Raw genomic sequence first — 14,182 nt, 5'->3', positions numbered from 1 at the left:
GAAGTAATATCCGGGCATCCAGTATTCTCCGCGGATCAGTGCGTATTTGATTCCTGCCATTTCTCCAGATCAGGCCTATGCTCGCCGGAGCGCTGTTCTTTCTCCGGATGCCCCTTCCATGGCGTGTTGGTCTGTCAATCGCTGGAACGACCGGAATCCCGCGTTATCGGTATTCCCCTCATCGGCACCTCCTGACGAGCAGAAACGTCAACGTCTTTCCTGCCACGATGTGTTCAAGGCCCCCCTGCGACCGCGCCCGCGATTACCATCGCGAGCGCGTCCAGATCGATCTCACCGTTCACCGACAATTCCGGAGAGCTCTGCACGCGAAGACGATCCGGGTGGTTCGCGGCCTGCCGTTTCAGTTCGGCGACGATGGAGTCCTTCAGCTTCTCTTCGAGCATCGATGAATGCCTCCCTATGACTGGGCTTCGTCCCGACCATGGACCTGCTCGGGCGGTGCCGTGGCTTCGATCGCGGTGAAGGGCTCGATAATGCGGTAGCTGTGCTTCGAGCTTGCAGGGACGAGCCAGGAATCCCCCTTCTGCAAGCGGACGGTCTGCCCCTCGAGCATGAGTTCAGCCACGCCGGCCATGACATATCCGACCGTCTCGTAATCCCGTTGCTCGACGGCACTCTGTTGAGGCTGCTCATTGTCCCAAAGCCGCATCGCGACGCGCTTGCCGGATGCGAGATAAGTCTGTCCCATCGCGCCTTTCGGAGCGGTGGCTTGGGAGACTTTCTTGATCGTGCTGTCGTTCATGCCGTTCTCCAAATCGATGGTCCGCAGCGACCGGCCCGGTCCGGCGCCGGCCGTGTGCACCGTCAGAGCCGGCCGGAGGCCGACACGCGCCATACGGTGTTGCCGACGTCGTCCGCGATCAGCAATGCACCGGACTTGTCGATCGCCAGTCCTACGGGGCGACCGCGGGATTTCTCGTTCTCGTTCAGGAAACCGGTCACGACATCCTGCGCTGGCCCGTTCGGATGGCCGTCAGCGAACGGCACGAAAACGACCTTGTAGCCGTTGAGCTGCGGCCGGTTCCAGCTGCCGTGCTCGCCGACAAAGGCGCCACCACGATAGGACGCCGGCAGTCCATCGCCGGTGTAGAATGCGAGCCCCAATGGCGCCACGTGCGAGCTCAGCGCGTAATCCGGAACGACGGCCTTGGCGACCAGGTCGGGCCGTTGCGGCTGCACCCGCGGATCGACATTCTGGCCGAAATAGCTGTAGGGCCAGCCATAGAAGGCTCCATCCTTCACGGACGTCAGGTAATCGGGCACGAGGTTCGGGCCGAGCTCGTCCCGTTCGTTGACGACGGCCCACAGCGCATGGCTTTGCGGCTCGAAGGTCAGGCCGTTCGGGTTGCGCAGGCCGCTCGCAAAGATTCGCCAGCGCCCCGTGGCCCGATCGACTTCGAGGATCGCTGCCCGGTTCTTCTCCGCCTCGATTCCGTTCTCTGTGATGTTGCTGTTGGAGCCGATACCGACATAGAGCAGCGAGCCGTCGGGGCTCGCAACCAGACTTTTGGTCCAGTGATGATCGATCGGCCCGCCGGGCAGCGCCGTCAGCGTCTGCCCCGGCGCCGTGATCTTGGTGTCGCCCTCGTGATACGGATATCGAACGATCGCATCGGTGTTCGCCACGTAGAGGTCGTTGCCGACCAATGCGATGCCGAACGGCGAGTTGAGGTGATCCAGGAACACGCCCTGCACCTCCGGCTTGCCGTCACCGTTGGTGTCACGCAGCAGCGTGATCCGGTTGCTGGCGCCGGTATCACCGCCGGAGGTCGCCCACGACTCCACCCACTTCATGATGAAGTCCTTCGGACGCTTGATCGGCTCGGTCCCCGGTGCCTTGGATTCAACAACCAGAATATCGCCGTTGGGAAGAACGTAGAGCGACCGCGGATGCTGCAAACCCGTGGCAAGCGCGTTGATCTGCAGGGTATCCGGCACTTTCGGCTTTTCACCCTGCTGCCATCCGACCACGGACGCGATATGCATCGGCGGCAGCAGATATTGCTGCTGCGCCGGCAGATCGGGACGGGCACCGACCTGGGTTTTCGGATCGGGCGCCGTCTCCTTGCTACAACCCGCGACGCAGAGCGCCATGCCGAGCGTGACCGCAAGCCCGATATGGCTGCCGTTGATTGGTACGATCCGCATCAGTCGATAACTCCAATCCTGTAGCGATGGACCATCGCCCCGCCGAGCCAGCCCGTGAACAGCATGACGAGGACAGTCAGCGCAGACAGCACAAGCCCGGCCGGAACGACCGACGTCCAGGCATCGCGGCTGTGAACCAATGCGTTGAACAGCGCGAGCAGCATCACCACGACGTTGCCGGCCATGTGGTACCAGGAATACGCCAGGCGGCGGATCCGGCGATCGCCCAGGAAGTCGATCAGGCCGGCGATCGCCGCAAGGCCGCCGATGATCAGCCCGGCGAACAGCAGCCAGGCCGAAAAGTCGGCCCACATCATCTCGGCCGTGCTCCAATAGGCGATATCGGTGACCAGCGCGCCGGTGAAGCACACGATCGGAAACGGCACCAGCATCGGATGAATCGGATGCATCGCGATCCGGGCTGTCGACACTGGATTGGCTGCACGCGTCGTGGTCCCGGCGACCTCTTGCGTCTGTACTTCCTGCTGCATTGCGCGTCTCCGAAAAATCGTCAACGACGCCTGCGAAATCGAGTTCCTAGGGCCGCGAAGCGGCTCAGACGCGCGATTGCGGAACCAAAGTGCGCCACAAGTCTAACGGGCCGGAAGCAGATCGGAACGCGGCGGTATGGAGCTCGGAAACGGCTTGGCCACCATGATGGTCGCACGCTCGTTGGTTTCCAATGCGATCTTCTGGGCAAGCATCACATCGCCCGCCACCAGCGAACCGATGGGCCGAAAACACCACCCCACGGCGACACTGCCTGTGTTGTCTATTTCGTAGACATTGGTCGAGGTCCCATAGCAAATGCGGTACCGCTTGCCGGAGTCGGAGCCGATCACGTCGAAGCGCTTGTATCGTTCGAATTCTGACCGTTGCTCGGACGTGAGCCATCGCGAGAGTAGCGCAATCCCGCGGGCCTCCTTCCTCTCATAGGCCTGCCACCGATCTCGTACCGCTCGCAACGTCGCCCATAGCGTTCCGACGTTGCGCCGGAGTGCCCCAAGAACCGCCGCATTGCGCGAACGGACCGTCATGCGATCAGCCGCCCACAAGCCTTGGGTAGAACAAGGTTTCCTTTGCGGCCGGATCCAGCGATCGCACGAGCACGGTCTCCCCGTCCGCTCGCCTTGCCGCCGCCGTGTAGCCTTCCGATATCAGCTCACCGAAGCGCGTCTCGGCCCGGGTCAACTGCTCGCGATCGGCGGGATCAAATTCGTAGCGGGTGTCGCCTGTCTGATCCATGATGAAAAGCTCTGCCATCCGGGTCTCCCTGATTGCCGTCGTGACAATTTTGACGGGATGCCGAAGTTCCTAGTCCAGCGCATCGGCTCGTCGACACAGGCTCACGGCGGCGCGCTTACATGTCAGGTCGCCGTAACGCTGCCGTTTCAGGCTGCAATCCAACAGCAGGAAAAACGACCCCAGCTCAGGGGTGGGAGCTGGGGTCCTTTGCGGCGTTCTGAGTTGAGCCGACGCCGGTTAAGGCGACTGTCAACGAATGTCAGGCTGCACCTTCGCGCCGGTTCCGGCATTAGCCTTTGTAAATGCGCGACGCAAAATCAGCCGTCTTTCCGTGCGCGCTTGCTCGTTGGCGCCATATGCCGGAGCGGCATGAAGCGCATCCCTGGCCACGATCCTCAGCTCTTCGATCGACGGACTGCCTCGACGCACCGCCTCCAGCAGGCTCGAGGCAACGCATGTCCTCGTTGCGCTATCGAATCGGGACAATGCTGCGCAGGTTTCATCGAGCACCGCGCGAAGCACAGCGGCCGTCCGTTCGTCGATCATTCCCGCCTCTCCTGCCGCTCATGCCAGGTTACACGCTAGCCGCAAAGGGCGGTCCTCGACTTCACGTATGTTAAGGCTGTCGTCGAATTTGGGCTCGGCGACGCCGCTCGACCGATGGCACGTTCGTCCAGCCGCGATGAGGGTCCGGGATCGGCGTATGCCGGCCAGGCAAGAAGAGCTGCAGTTACACGACGGTTACGCAAGCAGGAGGCCGATCGGCTGCCTGCGCGATACGCTTAGTCGCGACGCTTGGTATGCAGGTAATCGGACGTGAAGAGAGCCATATCCTGCAAGGCCTTCAGGTCGTTTATCGTAAGTGTCCGGTCCCGCAACACGATCAGCCCCGAACTACGCAGCTCTTGCAGGGTTCGATTGACATGAACCACGGACAGGCCGGTCGCGTCGGCCAAGTCCATTTGCGTCACCGGGAATGCATAGGAATTGTCATCGACCATTCCGACCGGCAGCAGTCGTTCGTGGAGCTCGCACAGGACATGCGCAACCCGTTCCAGCGCAACACGCCGCCCGACATTGACCGTCCATTCGCGTTGGACCGCGCTGTTGACCATGGTTTCGCACCACATGGCCTCGGCGAGCGAACGGTTGCCCGCCAACAACCGCTCGAACGCATCGCGCTTGATCTCGGCATAGCTGACCGGCGTTAGTGTACCGATGGAATGATCCATCACCGACAAAAGGTAGACGCAGGCATCGCAGGTATCGCCCGGCAGGATGAAGCTCACGATCTGGCGGCGGCCGTCCGCGAGCGTCTTGTAGCGGCAGAGCCAGCCCGACAGGATGATCCTGACACCGTCAACGGCATCGCCCTCGCTGATCAGGTCCTCGCCGGCTCCGGCTCGCCGCAGCCCATCCCGGATCGCCTGCTGCAGCAATGCGATTCCCTGCTCCGACATTTGCCGCAAGGCGCTGAGCCGCCGGATCACCGGCTGCGCGAGATTCCCTTCGATGATCGGGGGATGCATCTAGCTCCCCATGTTCGGGGTATGGACGACCCGCGCGCTCATCGGAATGGCGATCGTGGCGTGAAGTCCCGACGAATTGAACGCCAGCGTGGTCTTGCCCTTGAACTCGAACGCCAGCGTGCGCTCCAGCAATTCCGATCCGAATCCCTTGCGACGAGGCGACGAGACCGCGGGCCCCCCTCGCTCGCGCCAATCGAACATGAGCTGTTGCGGATCCGAATCGCCGTCGAAGCGCCATGAAACATCGATGCGGCCCGTCGCCTGGCTCAATGCCCCGTACTTCAATGCATTGGTTGCAAGTTCATGGATCGCCAGCGCAAAGGTCTCGGCCGCCTTGGGTTGCAATCGCACCGGCGGCCCGGAAACCTGGAGCTGTTCGCCTTCATGGGCATTGTAGGCGAGCAGTTCCTCGACCACGAGATATTCGAGATCGACGCCACTTTCCGGATCACGAGTCACCAGCGACTGGGTCCGCGCGAAAGCGTTGAGGCGGCCGTCGAGGTGCGATGAATATTCTTCGACGCTCGAGCTGGTCTCGGCCGATCGACGAGCGATCGAACGCACCACGCCGAGCGTGTTGCGGACCCTGTGCTGGAGCTCGGCGAGCAGCAGCCGTTGCCGCTCTTCCGCCCGGGTGATCGCAGTGACGTCGATGAAGGTGATCACGACGCCGGCGATGAAGTTATCGATGCTTCGGTACGGCAGGATACGCACGATATAGCGTGTCCCGCTGTCGGGCGCCGTCAGCTCGCGCTCGGCGCTGGCAAGCGTCCGCAGCACGCGCCGCACGTCCTCATAAAGCTCCTCGATCGGAATACGCGCCTTGATATGCGCGATCGGGCGGCCGACGTCGGTTTCGACGAGATGCAGCAACTGGGTGATCGCAGGCGTGAAATTCATCACCTTCAGATCGTTGTCCAGGAAGACCGTTGCGATCTGCGTGCTTTCGAGGAAGTTCTTCAGGTCGCTGGTGGCGCGGGTCAGTTCCTGCACGCGATGCGCCAGTTCGCCGTTGACCGTGGTCAGCTCCTCATTGACCGACTGCAATTCCTCACGCGAGGTTTCCAGCTCCTCGTTGGCGGATTGCAGCTCTTCATTGAGCGACTGATATTCCTCGTTGGAGGACTTCAGTTCCTCGTTGGTGCTTTCGAGCTCCTCGATCGTGGCCTGTAGCCGCTCGCGGATGGCACGCAGTTCGCTCTCGAGCCGCTCGACATGCTCGGTCCTGATTTGGACGTTGGGATTATTTTCGGCATGCTCCACGGCCCGGATCGGACCATCCTTGAACAGGACGACGAAATTGCGCTGGCTGGCGGGGCCGTCCTGGATCGGCTCGATCGTGATATCGACCAACACGCGATGCCCGTTGACACCGAGCTGCACATGCTCGGCATGCGCGGTTTCATTGGTTTCGGCTGCGCGTCCCAGCGCCGTGCGCAGTTCAAGCCTGAGATCACGATGCACAAGTTGAAGCAAATCAAGCGTCGCGGTACCTGCGGTCGGCTCGATATAGCGGCCGGTCCGTCCGGAAAAGTGCAGGATGTGGAAGCTGTCGTCGGTAATCACATAGGCCGGCGCATAGCGCTCGGCGATGCGTTGGGCGCGGCGCTCGAGGCCGACATCCGGACCCAGGGCGCGTACAGGCGGGATGTCGACGGTGGCCCGTCCGGCGGCCGTCGTGATGGGAAATTCCGGCGGAAGCCGGGTCCCGGTCTCGAGCTTCCTGAAAATGCGCGCGCGACGGTCGACCGGTGCAAACAACTTCGGATGCCGGGTGACATTCTCGGAATTGCCCAAGAACAGGAACCGGTCCGGCAGCAGGGCAAAGTGGAACAGCGGGATCACGCGGTTCTGAAGTTCTGCGTTAAGGTAGATGAGAAGGTTGCGGCACGAAATCAGGTCGAGCTTGGAGAACGGCGCGTCCTTGATCACGTTGTGCTGCGAGAAGATGCACATCTCGCGCAACTCCTTCACGACGCAATAGGTATCACCCTCCCGCACGAACCAGCGCGCCAGCCGCTCCGGAGACATGTCGTTTTCGATACTGGTGCGATAGCGCCCGACGCGCGCCGCGGCGAGCGCACGTCCGTCGATATCGGTCGCGAAGATCTGGACCTGGGGCACGGAGTCCAGACCGGCCATGTGCTCGCGCAGCAGAATGCCGATCGAATAGGCCTCCTCACCGGTGGCACAACCCAGCACCCAAAGGCGCACCTGCTGGCCTGCTCCCTTTCCTTCGAAAATTTTCGGGATGACCTGCGTTTCCAAGACATCGAATTCCTTCTTGTCGCGGAAGAATTCGGTCACGCCGATCAGAAGGTCGTTGAAGAGATGCTGCGCCTCGTCCTTGTCGTTCCTGAGGAAATCGACATAGGTTGAGATTTCGTCGATCTGCACCACCTGCATGCGGCGCTGGACGCGCCGCAGGAAGGTGTTCTGCTTGTAGCCGTGGAAGTCGTTGCCGGTCTTGTTGCGGAGAATATCTGCGATCCGCGCGAGCGAATTTGCCGCGGCCGCGAGGACTTCGTCGAAGCCCTGTTTCTCGTCAAGTCGGCGCAGATGGCGGGCGTAGACCTCGATGTGTTCCGGAATCTCGTCGGCGGGCAACACGAAATCGGCGATTGCCGCGGCCGAGTTGCCTTCCTCGTGCTGGTCGGACGGGGCGTTGGCGATGCGTTCAGCGATCGCCAGGCCGCCGTGGTCTTTCAACGTTGCCACGCCCAGGGTGCCGTCGCCGCCCGTGCCGGCCAGCACAACGCCGATCGATTGCTCGGCGCGCTCTTCCGCCAGCGATACCAGAAAGCTGTCGATGGTCGCCCGCTCGCCGTGGGCCTGCGCCGCCGGCCTCACGACGAAGCGGTCGCCGTGAAGTGTCGTGATCATGTCGGCCGGGCAAAGGTGGATCACGCCGCCTTGGGCGACCGTCCCATCCTTGATTTCGGACAGCTCTGCACTTTCCCGCTGCAAAACGGCACGCAACCGTGCGTCTTCCACGGCATCCCTGTACTGCATCACAAGCACGATGGCCTGGTCAGGATTGAGCCTCAGCTTGGAGAAAAACCGCTCGATGCTGTTGAGGGCGGCAGCCGAGGCGCCCACCCCCACGATCAGCGGCGCCTTGGACCGGCGCTCCCCGTCTTCGGTCTGCGTTTGCCCGACATCATCCATGATAGCAGCGGCTTCCGTTCTTCCGTGGGGCCTCGCCCCGCACCTACCTTTGATAGCAGAATTTGGCCCTATCCCAATGAGAATAAGCAGGAATCCATCGCTGGATCCTGGGAGCTCCGCCGGTCGCTGAATGGGGTCCGCGCCGGAACACGCCGGCTCGGCCGACCGGGTGTCGAACAGGCGTCCGAATCCGGAGCTGGGCGGTCACTTGCTTCCTCCACCCGGTGCTAAGGCGACGTAACCTTGCCCTCGAGATATGCGACCCGTTGCACGATCAGGGTGCGATGCCGCTCCCACTCGACCAGGGTTTGCTTGAGCAAAGACACCAGACGCTCGGCCTGCTCGGTATTATGGCCGGCCATCCGCAGCCAATCCAGAAGATCCTGCTGATTTCGGACACGTGTCCAGCCGTCCTCAATGTCGAGGTCCGCCTTCACCAGGAGCGCTTGCTCGAGCCGCAACATTTCGACCCAGTTCGCGTGATCGGCGATCGCCATCACCGTTCCTTCCGCGTCGGCGGCTTGGGATCGAGCGATTGTAGCACGACCCGGCGGATCATATCGGCATATTCGCGGTATTCGGCGGCGCGGGCGTCATACATTTCGGCCACTGCCAGGCGTCCGCTTTGGCGGCCATCGTCCGCCATCCGCTGTACGAGTTCGGCGCGCTCCCCAATGATCCGCAGCGCGACTCGAAGGGCCTCATCGACCCGGCTTTCCTGCTCCTTGGCGAGCGCATCGGCGGTATAGGCATGGCCGACCTGGCAGCGAAAGCGCAGCGGATGGCCCGCCTTGAGTTCTGAGAGGACACCCCCGCAACCCGGACAGGTCAGCGGCGCGGGATCGGCGACGTTGGCCAGGGTATCGCTGCCGACGCGTTCCCCGGCAGCAATCTGGACCTCCAGCTCGATCTCCGGCGGGATCGGGAGGGATGCGCCCGCCTGCTCCCGAACCAGATCGGAAAGCACATCGCCAAGCCGCGCCCCCGGGACGCAGAGATCAACCGTGGTCGCTTCCAGAGCCCGCAACGGCATTTCATCGGAAATCGCGTCCTTCGGGTCCTGGACCAGGGCAAGCCCGCCGCAACGCTTGATTACGGACAGTCCGGACGCCCCGTCGGACAACAGCCCGCTCAACACCACGCCGATAACGCGCGCTCCATAATGCAACGCCGCAGAGCGGAACAAGGGATCGATCGCGGGCCGTACCAGATTCTCGCGGGGCCCACGTCCAAGCACAATGTGGCCGTCGTGGATCAAGAGATGATGGTCTGGCGCGGCCAGATAGACATGGCCGTTTTCGATCACCATGCCGCTTTCCGCCTGCCGGACCGGCAGCTTGCCGGCCGCGCTCGCAACCGTGGAAAGAATGCCGATACCATGCGCAGGTATGTGCAATACGACGAAGATCGCGGCCGGCAAATCAGCCGGCAGCCGGCCGAGAATATCTCGCAACGGCGCCGTCGCCCCGGCCGAACCACCGATGACGATGATGTCATGATTGTGCATGGAACCTGACCTTGTCGATCTCATTTGCAACAAGGTGGGCTTTCGCCCTATGTTCCAATTTTGCGGTCATTCCCGACGGATATGTTGGTTGATATGTCGGAATCTGTAGCGCAGTTGCGCGATTTGCCATTGCTGGCCGGGCGCCGCATCCTCGTCGTCGAGGACGAATATTTCCTCGCCGACGGTATCGACCGCGCGTTCCAAGCGCTCGGGGCCGTCGTCGCAGGCCCCGTCGGAACGATCGGAGACGCCCGCCGCATCCTGCATGTCGGCGGCGTCATCGACGGTGCCGTGCTTGATGTGAACATTCGCGGTGAAATGATCTATCCGGTCGCGCGCGAATTGCTGGCACGATCCGTGCCGTTCGTATTCACATCCGGCTACGACAGGATTGTCGTTGGCAGCGAATTTGCGCACGTGCCGCTATTCGAAAAGCCAATCGATGTCCGCGCCATGGCTGATGGACTGGCCCGTGCGATCCTGCGACGGTGAGTTTGCCCGCGATCGCGCATCCGGACGATGGCGGAGCCAGGACCGGTGACAGTGCGACGCCGCTGCGACGCCGCGCCGGAAAGCGAGAACCGGACCGACCGGACGCCGGTCTATTCTTGGTGCCGGACTCCGGGTTTACGGCTGCTCCTCCTCGGGCAGGTCCCTCGCCCCGTCCCGGGGAACAGAAAGGCGCTGATCACCGAGAAATGTTCCCGGCTGACACGTCCTGAGGAGCCTCAGCGACCGCGCTATGATCGCTCTGGTTTGATCGATGGTCGCAGCGTCGTGCGCGACCATCCTGTCGGACAGGTGGATGTGACGGGTTTGAAAGAGCAGTGTCATCGGCGCCCGCGGGAACCGGCTGTTATCAGGCATCCAAATAAAACGGCGGAACCTGCGCCGCGGTTTCTCCGCTTCGCGAAGAAACCCGCAGGCTGTTTGCAAAGGCTACGTTCTGCGCGTCCGTTGCCGGCAAACCTACTCGCGCGCTCGGTTCATCTGCGTGCGGAGTGTCTCTATGGCTTCCGCACAATTGTGCGGCTTTGTGACCATGGGGACATCCGCATACTTCTCCGGCAGTGTGCGCCGATCATACCCGGTGTAGAGCGTGACTGGCTTCCCCATATCGAGGAGTTCGTCGATCAACCTGTAGGTCGACATACCATTGACGTTGATGTCAATCAGTGCTCCCGAAGCCGACGCCGTATGGTGTCGCGCTTCCTCAACCGAGTTGAAGGGGCCCACGACCAGGAAGCCCGCCTTGCGCGCGAGCGACGCACAGTCTTCAGCAATAAAATACTCGTCTTCCACGATCAGAATCGAACGCATGGCACTCGTCCTCGCCGAATGATGTTCGCGGATGATCCGAGTTAACTCCTCATCGGCGCCGGGGTTGCGCGCGCTCTAGGGAACCCTGCTGCTCTGCGGAATATGGCTATTGCCCTTGTAGCCATCACTTTTGATGCTTTGGACATATTCCAGGTGCGGCAGGCACCGGTCCACACCGGATTCAACAGGACCATTTTTAATACGCAAACGTTGACTGTCATTGTTGCACTCAGACGAGGTCCGCATGGCGGGTTACCGGCTCATAGCCCCGACCGCCCCCGACTCCGGTGATTACCGATGCCAAGAAGACGATCATGGAAAGGTAAGGCCCAAGTAGCGAGACAGTCGCAGAATGCGAAGAATGCCTATCAACGCTATCTCGATCTGGCCCGCACCACGGCATTGAGGGGCGACCTTGTGGCGGCTGAAAACTATCTTCAGCACGCCGAGCATTATCTTCGATCGATGCGGGAGCGGCAGTCCGCCGACAGCCCGCACAAGCAATAGGTCGAAGCACGTTGAACGCCCACGCCGCGCTTGGCGGCGCGTAGTGGTGAGCAAGTGATCTCCCGACCTCCGAACTGTCCACGAAGAGCTTGCCTTCTTGGGCGGCCTCTTTTCTTTCCAAGGCAGCTTGAGGCCTCGCTCACATGAGCTTCTTCAGTTGCTTGGCCGCGGCAACCGCCTCGGCTAGGGCGTCGCCGGCGTCAACCTCCTCGCGGCCCGTGAGATAGCCGACGGCGAACGCCTTGCGCGAAGCGGCATTGGCTCGCGCGAAATCATGCGCCCAGGACATATGCACGCGGATGTCATTGAGACTGCCCAGCGCCCCCTGCAACGCCTTGAGGCCGCGATCGATCTTGTGTCGTGCTTTGCGCCGGCGGTCGCCTGGATGGAGGCTTGCAAAGAATTCGTGCCCATAGCGCAGCTTTTTCACCGCGATCCTGAGCTTGTGGCGTTGCATCGCATCCAGCCGCCGGAGCCGTCGCGCCCGCTTGACGACCTTGCGCGTTCTCCTCTCGAGCTCTTGCTCCGCAAACGGTCGGACCGGCCGCTCTCGCAGCATGCGCCCAAGATCATCCTTGTCGTTGCGCCATTCGCCATCGATGAACCATAGCGCACAGTCAAGCAACAGGCGGCGAAACCGATCGCCCTCAACGGCGGCTCGCGCCTGGACGAAACCTGCACTGCGTGCCTTTTCGAGATCGTGTGCCAAGACCTCGAATTCGCCACTGTTCGGGTGGCGTTCGAGATATGGAGCAACCGTCTTGCTGACAAACACGTCCGTGTCGCGGCCCGGTCCGAGTTGCGCGGCCAGCCATTTCAGCTCCTTCTTGATGCCTCTGGTTTCGGCGCCTTGCAGCACGTCCTTGAACAACGAGAGCGCCGCACGCAAGCGGCGCACGCCGACGCGCATCCGGTGGATCCCTTCGCCGTCGCCTTGGCGCACCGCGAGCTCGTTGCCCGCGACCTCGCGAAGACAGGAAAAACCGATGACGGAGAAGGCATCGGCCACCGTCGCCTGCGGAGCAAGCGCGATCGCTTCGCCAAATACCGGAGCATTGACCGTCTCTTCCATCAGCGCGTAGCCCCGCTCGGCCTTGGCACGAGCACCGAAGGTAATAGAAGCCTCTCGTGCAAGCCTTCTCGCCAGCCGCGCGATATCGCGTCGTTCGCCCTGCTTCAGCTCGATCTCGATCTCGGCGATCTCGACACTGTCGTCCACGGTCGCGACGCGTCCCTCGTCGAGCGCGAGTTCGATATCGCTGTGGCCGACCTTCAACGCCATCGCAGTTCGTTCAACGGAGGTCTCGAAGATGGGCTGCAGATGGTGGGCGATCGCACTGGTGAAAATGGGTGCCAGGGCGGTGTCGCGTATCAGTTCAAGCCTTGGCTGGTCGCGATCGATCTCCGCCTCCCACTCCGATCGTGCCATCGGCTCGATCGCGTTCGCTTTGACGGTTTGCAGCCGTCGTTCGCCGATACGGCGAACACGCAAACTGGCGTCGTGCCGACGCAACGCAAGATCGGGCGTATCGAAATAGGTTGAGACGAGTTGTCGCCGCTCGACATTATCGCCCGCCATCTTCTTGAGCCACGGCAGCGCCCGCAGCCTTCGCAGACTCGTCTTCGATGTGGCAAGCTTGAGTTCAACTTCGGTAGCCACGAGTCACCACCAGTCCGAGCAAACGATCCGGGCGGCGAATGCCGCCGGTCAGTGCCTCCATCGCGCCGTCCTGCCCTCGGCCGTGTCGACGTCAGCCGAATGGCCTCTCGCGCCATCGTCACGAACCGCCCGGCGGGCGCGAGACTCACTTCTGCGCCAATCGATCAGGCTACCCGCGATGACGACGTCGATCTGCCTGTCCGTCAGTCCATGACGAACGACGATCCGACCGTCGATCTCGAGATCGTCGCCGGCCCGAAGCCGGCGCTGCAGCCCATCCATGCCCGTCAATTCGCGATCTTGGCCCGGCTATCGCCAATGTGCCCTGTGGCCTGGACGGCACGCCGTTGGCCGCAATCATCTCACCATCATTCGGCAAGTATCTCGGTGACCTCGTACAGATGAGGATCGATGTCGTCGGCAAGTCGTTCGAACCGGCCCCACGCCTTGCGGAATTCCGGCGATTGGTGCGCGGCCCGCAGCAGGTCACGGCTTTGCCACTGGACGTAATTCACGATCCGGCGCCCGTCGAGGCTGCGGTGCAGGCTGATCGAGATGAAACCTGGCTGACGCTGCATGAAGCGTGCACGCTCCGTCATCAGCGATAATGCTTCCGCCTGCTTTTCCGGTTCAGATTCGATGATCGTGATTTGCGTGACCGGCTGCTGGTCGAACTCGATCTGCGGCATGGCGATCTCCTTTCGCGCTTATCGATCAATCTCCCCAAAACGATGTCCAGCGAGCCGATGATCGCCGCGACGTCGGCCAGCAAATGGCCGCGGCAGAGCAAGTCCGTTGCCTGCAACTATGCGACGCGCAGGGCGAACAGCGCCTCCCACCCGTTCGAGGCCTGTTGCAAAGCTATCCCGCGCGCACCCATCGGCGTCGAAGCAAGAACAGCAAGATATCGAACGTGGTCCGAACCGCGATCGTTCCTAAGGCCACCCGGCCTCACCAGGCCGCTCGCGAGAGGTTGCACAGTCATCCCATCCCACGGCCAGCCCATGAACATGCGCATTTGCATTCCACGGGGATGAGGACGAAACGCTCAATGCGCATCTGGCCAACAGGACAGCG

General features: G+C 62.1%; 16 protein-coding genes and 1 pseudogene. 2 read left to right on the top strand and 15 right to left on the bottom strand.

The window, feature by feature from the left end:
* Positions 1 to 233: 233 nt before the first annotated feature.
* From ACVW17_RS23655 to ACVW17_RS23605, 11 genes are all read right to left on the bottom strand, one after another.
* Positions 234 to 404, bottom strand: a complete 171-nt coding sequence (locus tag ACVW17_RS23655) for a hypothetical protein (protein WP_456754146.1) — start codon at positions 402 to 404, stop codon at positions 234 to 236.
* 14 nt (positions 405 to 418) lie between these two features.
* Positions 419 to 763, bottom strand: a complete 345-nt coding sequence (locus ACVW17_RS23650) for a cupin domain-containing protein (protein WP_456754145.1) — start codon at positions 761 to 763, stop codon at positions 419 to 421.
* A gap of 62 nt (positions 764 to 825) precedes the next feature.
* Positions 826 to 2,115, bottom strand: a complete 1,290-nt coding sequence (locus tag ACVW17_RS23645) for a PQQ-dependent sugar dehydrogenase (RefSeq protein ID WP_456756515.1) — start codon at positions 2,113 to 2,115, stop codon at positions 826 to 828.
* Between the two features lie 53 nt (positions 2,116 to 2,168).
* Positions 2,169 to 2,579 carry a DUF2231 domain-containing protein gene (locus ACVW17_RS23640; protein WP_456756514.1) on the bottom strand — a complete coding sequence of 137 codons (411 nt, stop codon included), beginning with the start codon at positions 2,577 to 2,579 and terminating at the stop codon, positions 2,169 to 2,171.
* A gap of 183 nt (positions 2,580 to 2,762) precedes the next feature.
* Positions 2,763 to 3,206 carry a hypothetical protein gene (locus tag ACVW17_RS23635; protein ID WP_456754144.1) on the bottom strand — a complete coding sequence of 148 codons (444 nt, stop codon included), beginning with the start codon at positions 3,204 to 3,206 and terminating at the stop codon, positions 2,763 to 2,765.
* Positions 3,207 to 3,210: 4 nt separating this feature from the next.
* Positions 3,211 to 3,432 (bottom strand): hypothetical protein, encoded by a 222-nt coding sequence (locus tag ACVW17_RS23630; RefSeq protein ID WP_456754143.1) that lies wholly within the window; start codon positions 3,430 to 3,432, stop codon positions 3,211 to 3,213.
* Between the two features lie 231 nt (positions 3,433 to 3,663).
* Complete coding sequence (locus ACVW17_RS23625; protein ID WP_456754142.1) at positions 3,664 to 3,960, bottom strand: hypothetical protein; 297 nt, start codon at positions 3,958 to 3,960, stop codon at positions 3,664 to 3,666.
* Between the two features lie 236 nt (positions 3,961 to 4,196).
* Positions 4,197 to 4,943, bottom strand: coding sequence for a Crp/Fnr family transcriptional regulator (locus tag ACVW17_RS23620; protein ID WP_456754141.1), 747 nt, complete (start codon positions 4,941 to 4,943; stop codon positions 4,197 to 4,199).
* Positions 4,944 to 8,111 carry a CheR family methyltransferase gene (locus tag ACVW17_RS23615; protein ID WP_456797926.1) on the bottom strand — a complete coding sequence of 1,056 codons (3,168 nt, stop codon included), beginning with the start codon at positions 8,109 to 8,111 and terminating at the stop codon, positions 4,944 to 4,946. It lies immediately after the preceding gene.
* 227 nt (positions 8,112 to 8,338) lie between these two features.
* Positions 8,339 to 8,608 (bottom strand): hypothetical protein, encoded by a 270-nt coding sequence (locus ACVW17_RS23610; protein ID WP_456754140.1) that lies wholly within the window; start codon positions 8,606 to 8,608, stop codon positions 8,339 to 8,341.
* A complete protein-coding gene (locus tag ACVW17_RS23605) occupies positions 8,608 to 9,618 on the bottom strand; it encodes a chemotaxis protein CheB (RefSeq protein ID WP_456754139.1) in 1,011 nt (336 codons plus the stop codon). The genes ACVW17_RS23610 and ACVW17_RS23605 overlap by 1 nt, the downstream gene beginning before the upstream one ends.
* A gap of 93 nt (positions 9,619 to 9,711) precedes the next feature.
* Here ACVW17_RS23605 and ACVW17_RS23600 point away from each other — a divergent pair, with 93 nt between their 5' ends.
* Positions 9,712 to 10,110 carry a response regulator gene (locus ACVW17_RS23600; RefSeq protein WP_456798990.1) on the top strand — a complete coding sequence of 133 codons (399 nt, stop codon included), beginning with the start codon at positions 9,712 to 9,714 and terminating at the stop codon, positions 10,108 to 10,110.
* Positions 10,111 to 10,587: 477 nt separating this feature from the next.
* On the opposite strand, the gene ACVW17_RS23595 is transcribed toward ACVW17_RS23600, so the two are convergent.
* A complete protein-coding gene (locus ACVW17_RS23595) occupies positions 10,588 to 10,938 on the bottom strand; it encodes a response regulator (RefSeq protein ID WP_456797925.1) in 351 nt (116 codons plus the stop codon).
* Positions 10,939 to 11,235: 297 nt separating this feature from the next.
* Here ACVW17_RS23595 and ACVW17_RS23590 point away from each other — a divergent pair, with 297 nt between their 5' ends.
* Positions 11,236 to 11,445 carry a DUF4167 domain-containing protein gene (locus tag ACVW17_RS23590; protein ID WP_456754136.1) on the top strand — a complete coding sequence of 70 codons (210 nt, stop codon included), beginning with the start codon at positions 11,236 to 11,238 and terminating at the stop codon, positions 11,443 to 11,445.
* A gap of 139 nt (positions 11,446 to 11,584) precedes the next feature.
* On the opposite strand, the gene ACVW17_RS23585 is transcribed toward ACVW17_RS23590, so the two are convergent.
* The 3 genes and pseudogenes from ACVW17_RS23585 to ACVW17_RS23575 form a co-directional block, all read right to left on the bottom strand.
* Positions 11,585 to 13,105 carry a CYTH and CHAD domain-containing protein gene (locus ACVW17_RS23585; RefSeq protein ID WP_456797924.1) on the bottom strand — a complete coding sequence of 507 codons (1,521 nt, stop codon included), beginning with the start codon at positions 13,103 to 13,105 and terminating at the stop codon, positions 11,585 to 11,587.
* A gap of 368 nt (positions 13,106 to 13,473) precedes the next feature.
* Positions 13,474 to 13,794: an antibiotic biosynthesis monooxygenase family protein gene (locus ACVW17_RS23580; RefSeq protein ID WP_456797923.1), complete on the bottom strand. Its 321-nt coding sequence runs from the start codon at positions 13,792 to 13,794 to the stop codon at positions 13,474 to 13,476.
* 26 nt (positions 13,795 to 13,820) lie between these two features.
* Positions 13,821 to 13,910 (bottom strand): annotated as a pseudogene (locus ACVW17_RS23575) (NADH-quinone oxidoreductase subunit D-related protein); the annotation flags it as partial.
* Between the last annotated feature and the right edge of the window lie 272 nt (positions 13,911 to 14,182).

Source organism: Bradyrhizobium sp. USDA 4473, assembly GCF_054063335.1.
The sequence above is the reverse complement of the archived record's forward strand: the minus strand, read 5'-3'. Positions and strand labels throughout refer to the sequence as shown.

Bases quoted from the DNA above. Each gene is read 5' to 3' on its own strand.
- ACVW17_RS23620 (WP_456754141.1), bottom strand. From the start codon at position 4,943: ATGCATCCCCCGATCATCGAAGGGAATCTCGCGCAGCCGGTGATCCGG.
- ACVW17_RS23615 (WP_456797926.1), bottom strand. From the start codon at position 8,111: ATGGATGATGTCGGGCAAACGCAGACCGAAGACGGGGAGCGCCGGTCC.
- ACVW17_RS23655 (WP_456754146.1), bottom strand. From the start codon at position 404: ATGCTCGAAGAGAAGCTGAAGGACTCCATCGTCGCCGAACTGAAACGG.
- ACVW17_RS23635 (WP_456754144.1), bottom strand. From the start codon at position 3,206: ATGACGGTCCGTTCGCGCAATGCGGCGGTTCTTGGGGCACTCCGGCGC.
- ACVW17_RS23630 (WP_456754143.1), bottom strand. From the start codon at position 3,432: ATGGCAGAGCTTTTCATCATGGATCAGACAGGCGACACCCGCTACGAA.
- ACVW17_RS23590 (WP_456754136.1), top strand. From the start codon at position 11,236: ATGCCAAGAAGACGATCATGGAAAGGTAAGGCCCAAGTAGCGAGACAG.
- ACVW17_RS23625 (WP_456754142.1), bottom strand. From the start codon at position 3,960: ATGATCGACGAACGGACGGCCGCTGTGCTTCGCGCGGTGCTCGATGAA.
- ACVW17_RS23610 (WP_456754140.1), bottom strand. From the start codon at position 8,608: ATGGCGATCGCCGATCACGCGAACTGGGTCGAAATGTTGCGGCTCGAG.
- ACVW17_RS23640 (WP_456756514.1), bottom strand. From the start codon at position 2,579: ATGCATCCGATTCATCCGATGCTGGTGCCGTTTCCGATCGTGTGCTTC.
- ACVW17_RS23595 (WP_456797925.1), bottom strand. From the start codon at position 10,938: ATGCGTTCGATTCTGATCGTGGAAGACGAGTATTTTATTGCTGAAGAC.
- ACVW17_RS23650 (WP_456754145.1), bottom strand. From the start codon at position 763: ATGAACGACAGCACGATCAAGAAAGTCTCCCAAGCCACCGCTCCGAAA.
- ACVW17_RS23605 (WP_456754139.1), bottom strand. From the start codon at position 9,618: ATGCACAATCATGACATCATCGTCATCGGTGGTTCGGCCGGGGCGACG.
- ACVW17_RS23600 (WP_456798990.1), top strand. From the start codon at position 9,712: ATGTCGGAATCTGTAGCGCAGTTGCGCGATTTGCCATTGCTGGCCGGG.
- ACVW17_RS23580 (WP_456797923.1), bottom strand. From the start codon at position 13,794: ATGCCGCAGATCGAGTTCGACCAGCAGCCGGTCACGCAAATCACGATC.
- ACVW17_RS23645 (WP_456756515.1), bottom strand. From the start codon at position 2,115: ATGGCGCTCTGCGTCGCGGGTTGTAGCAAGGAGACGGCGCCCGATCCG.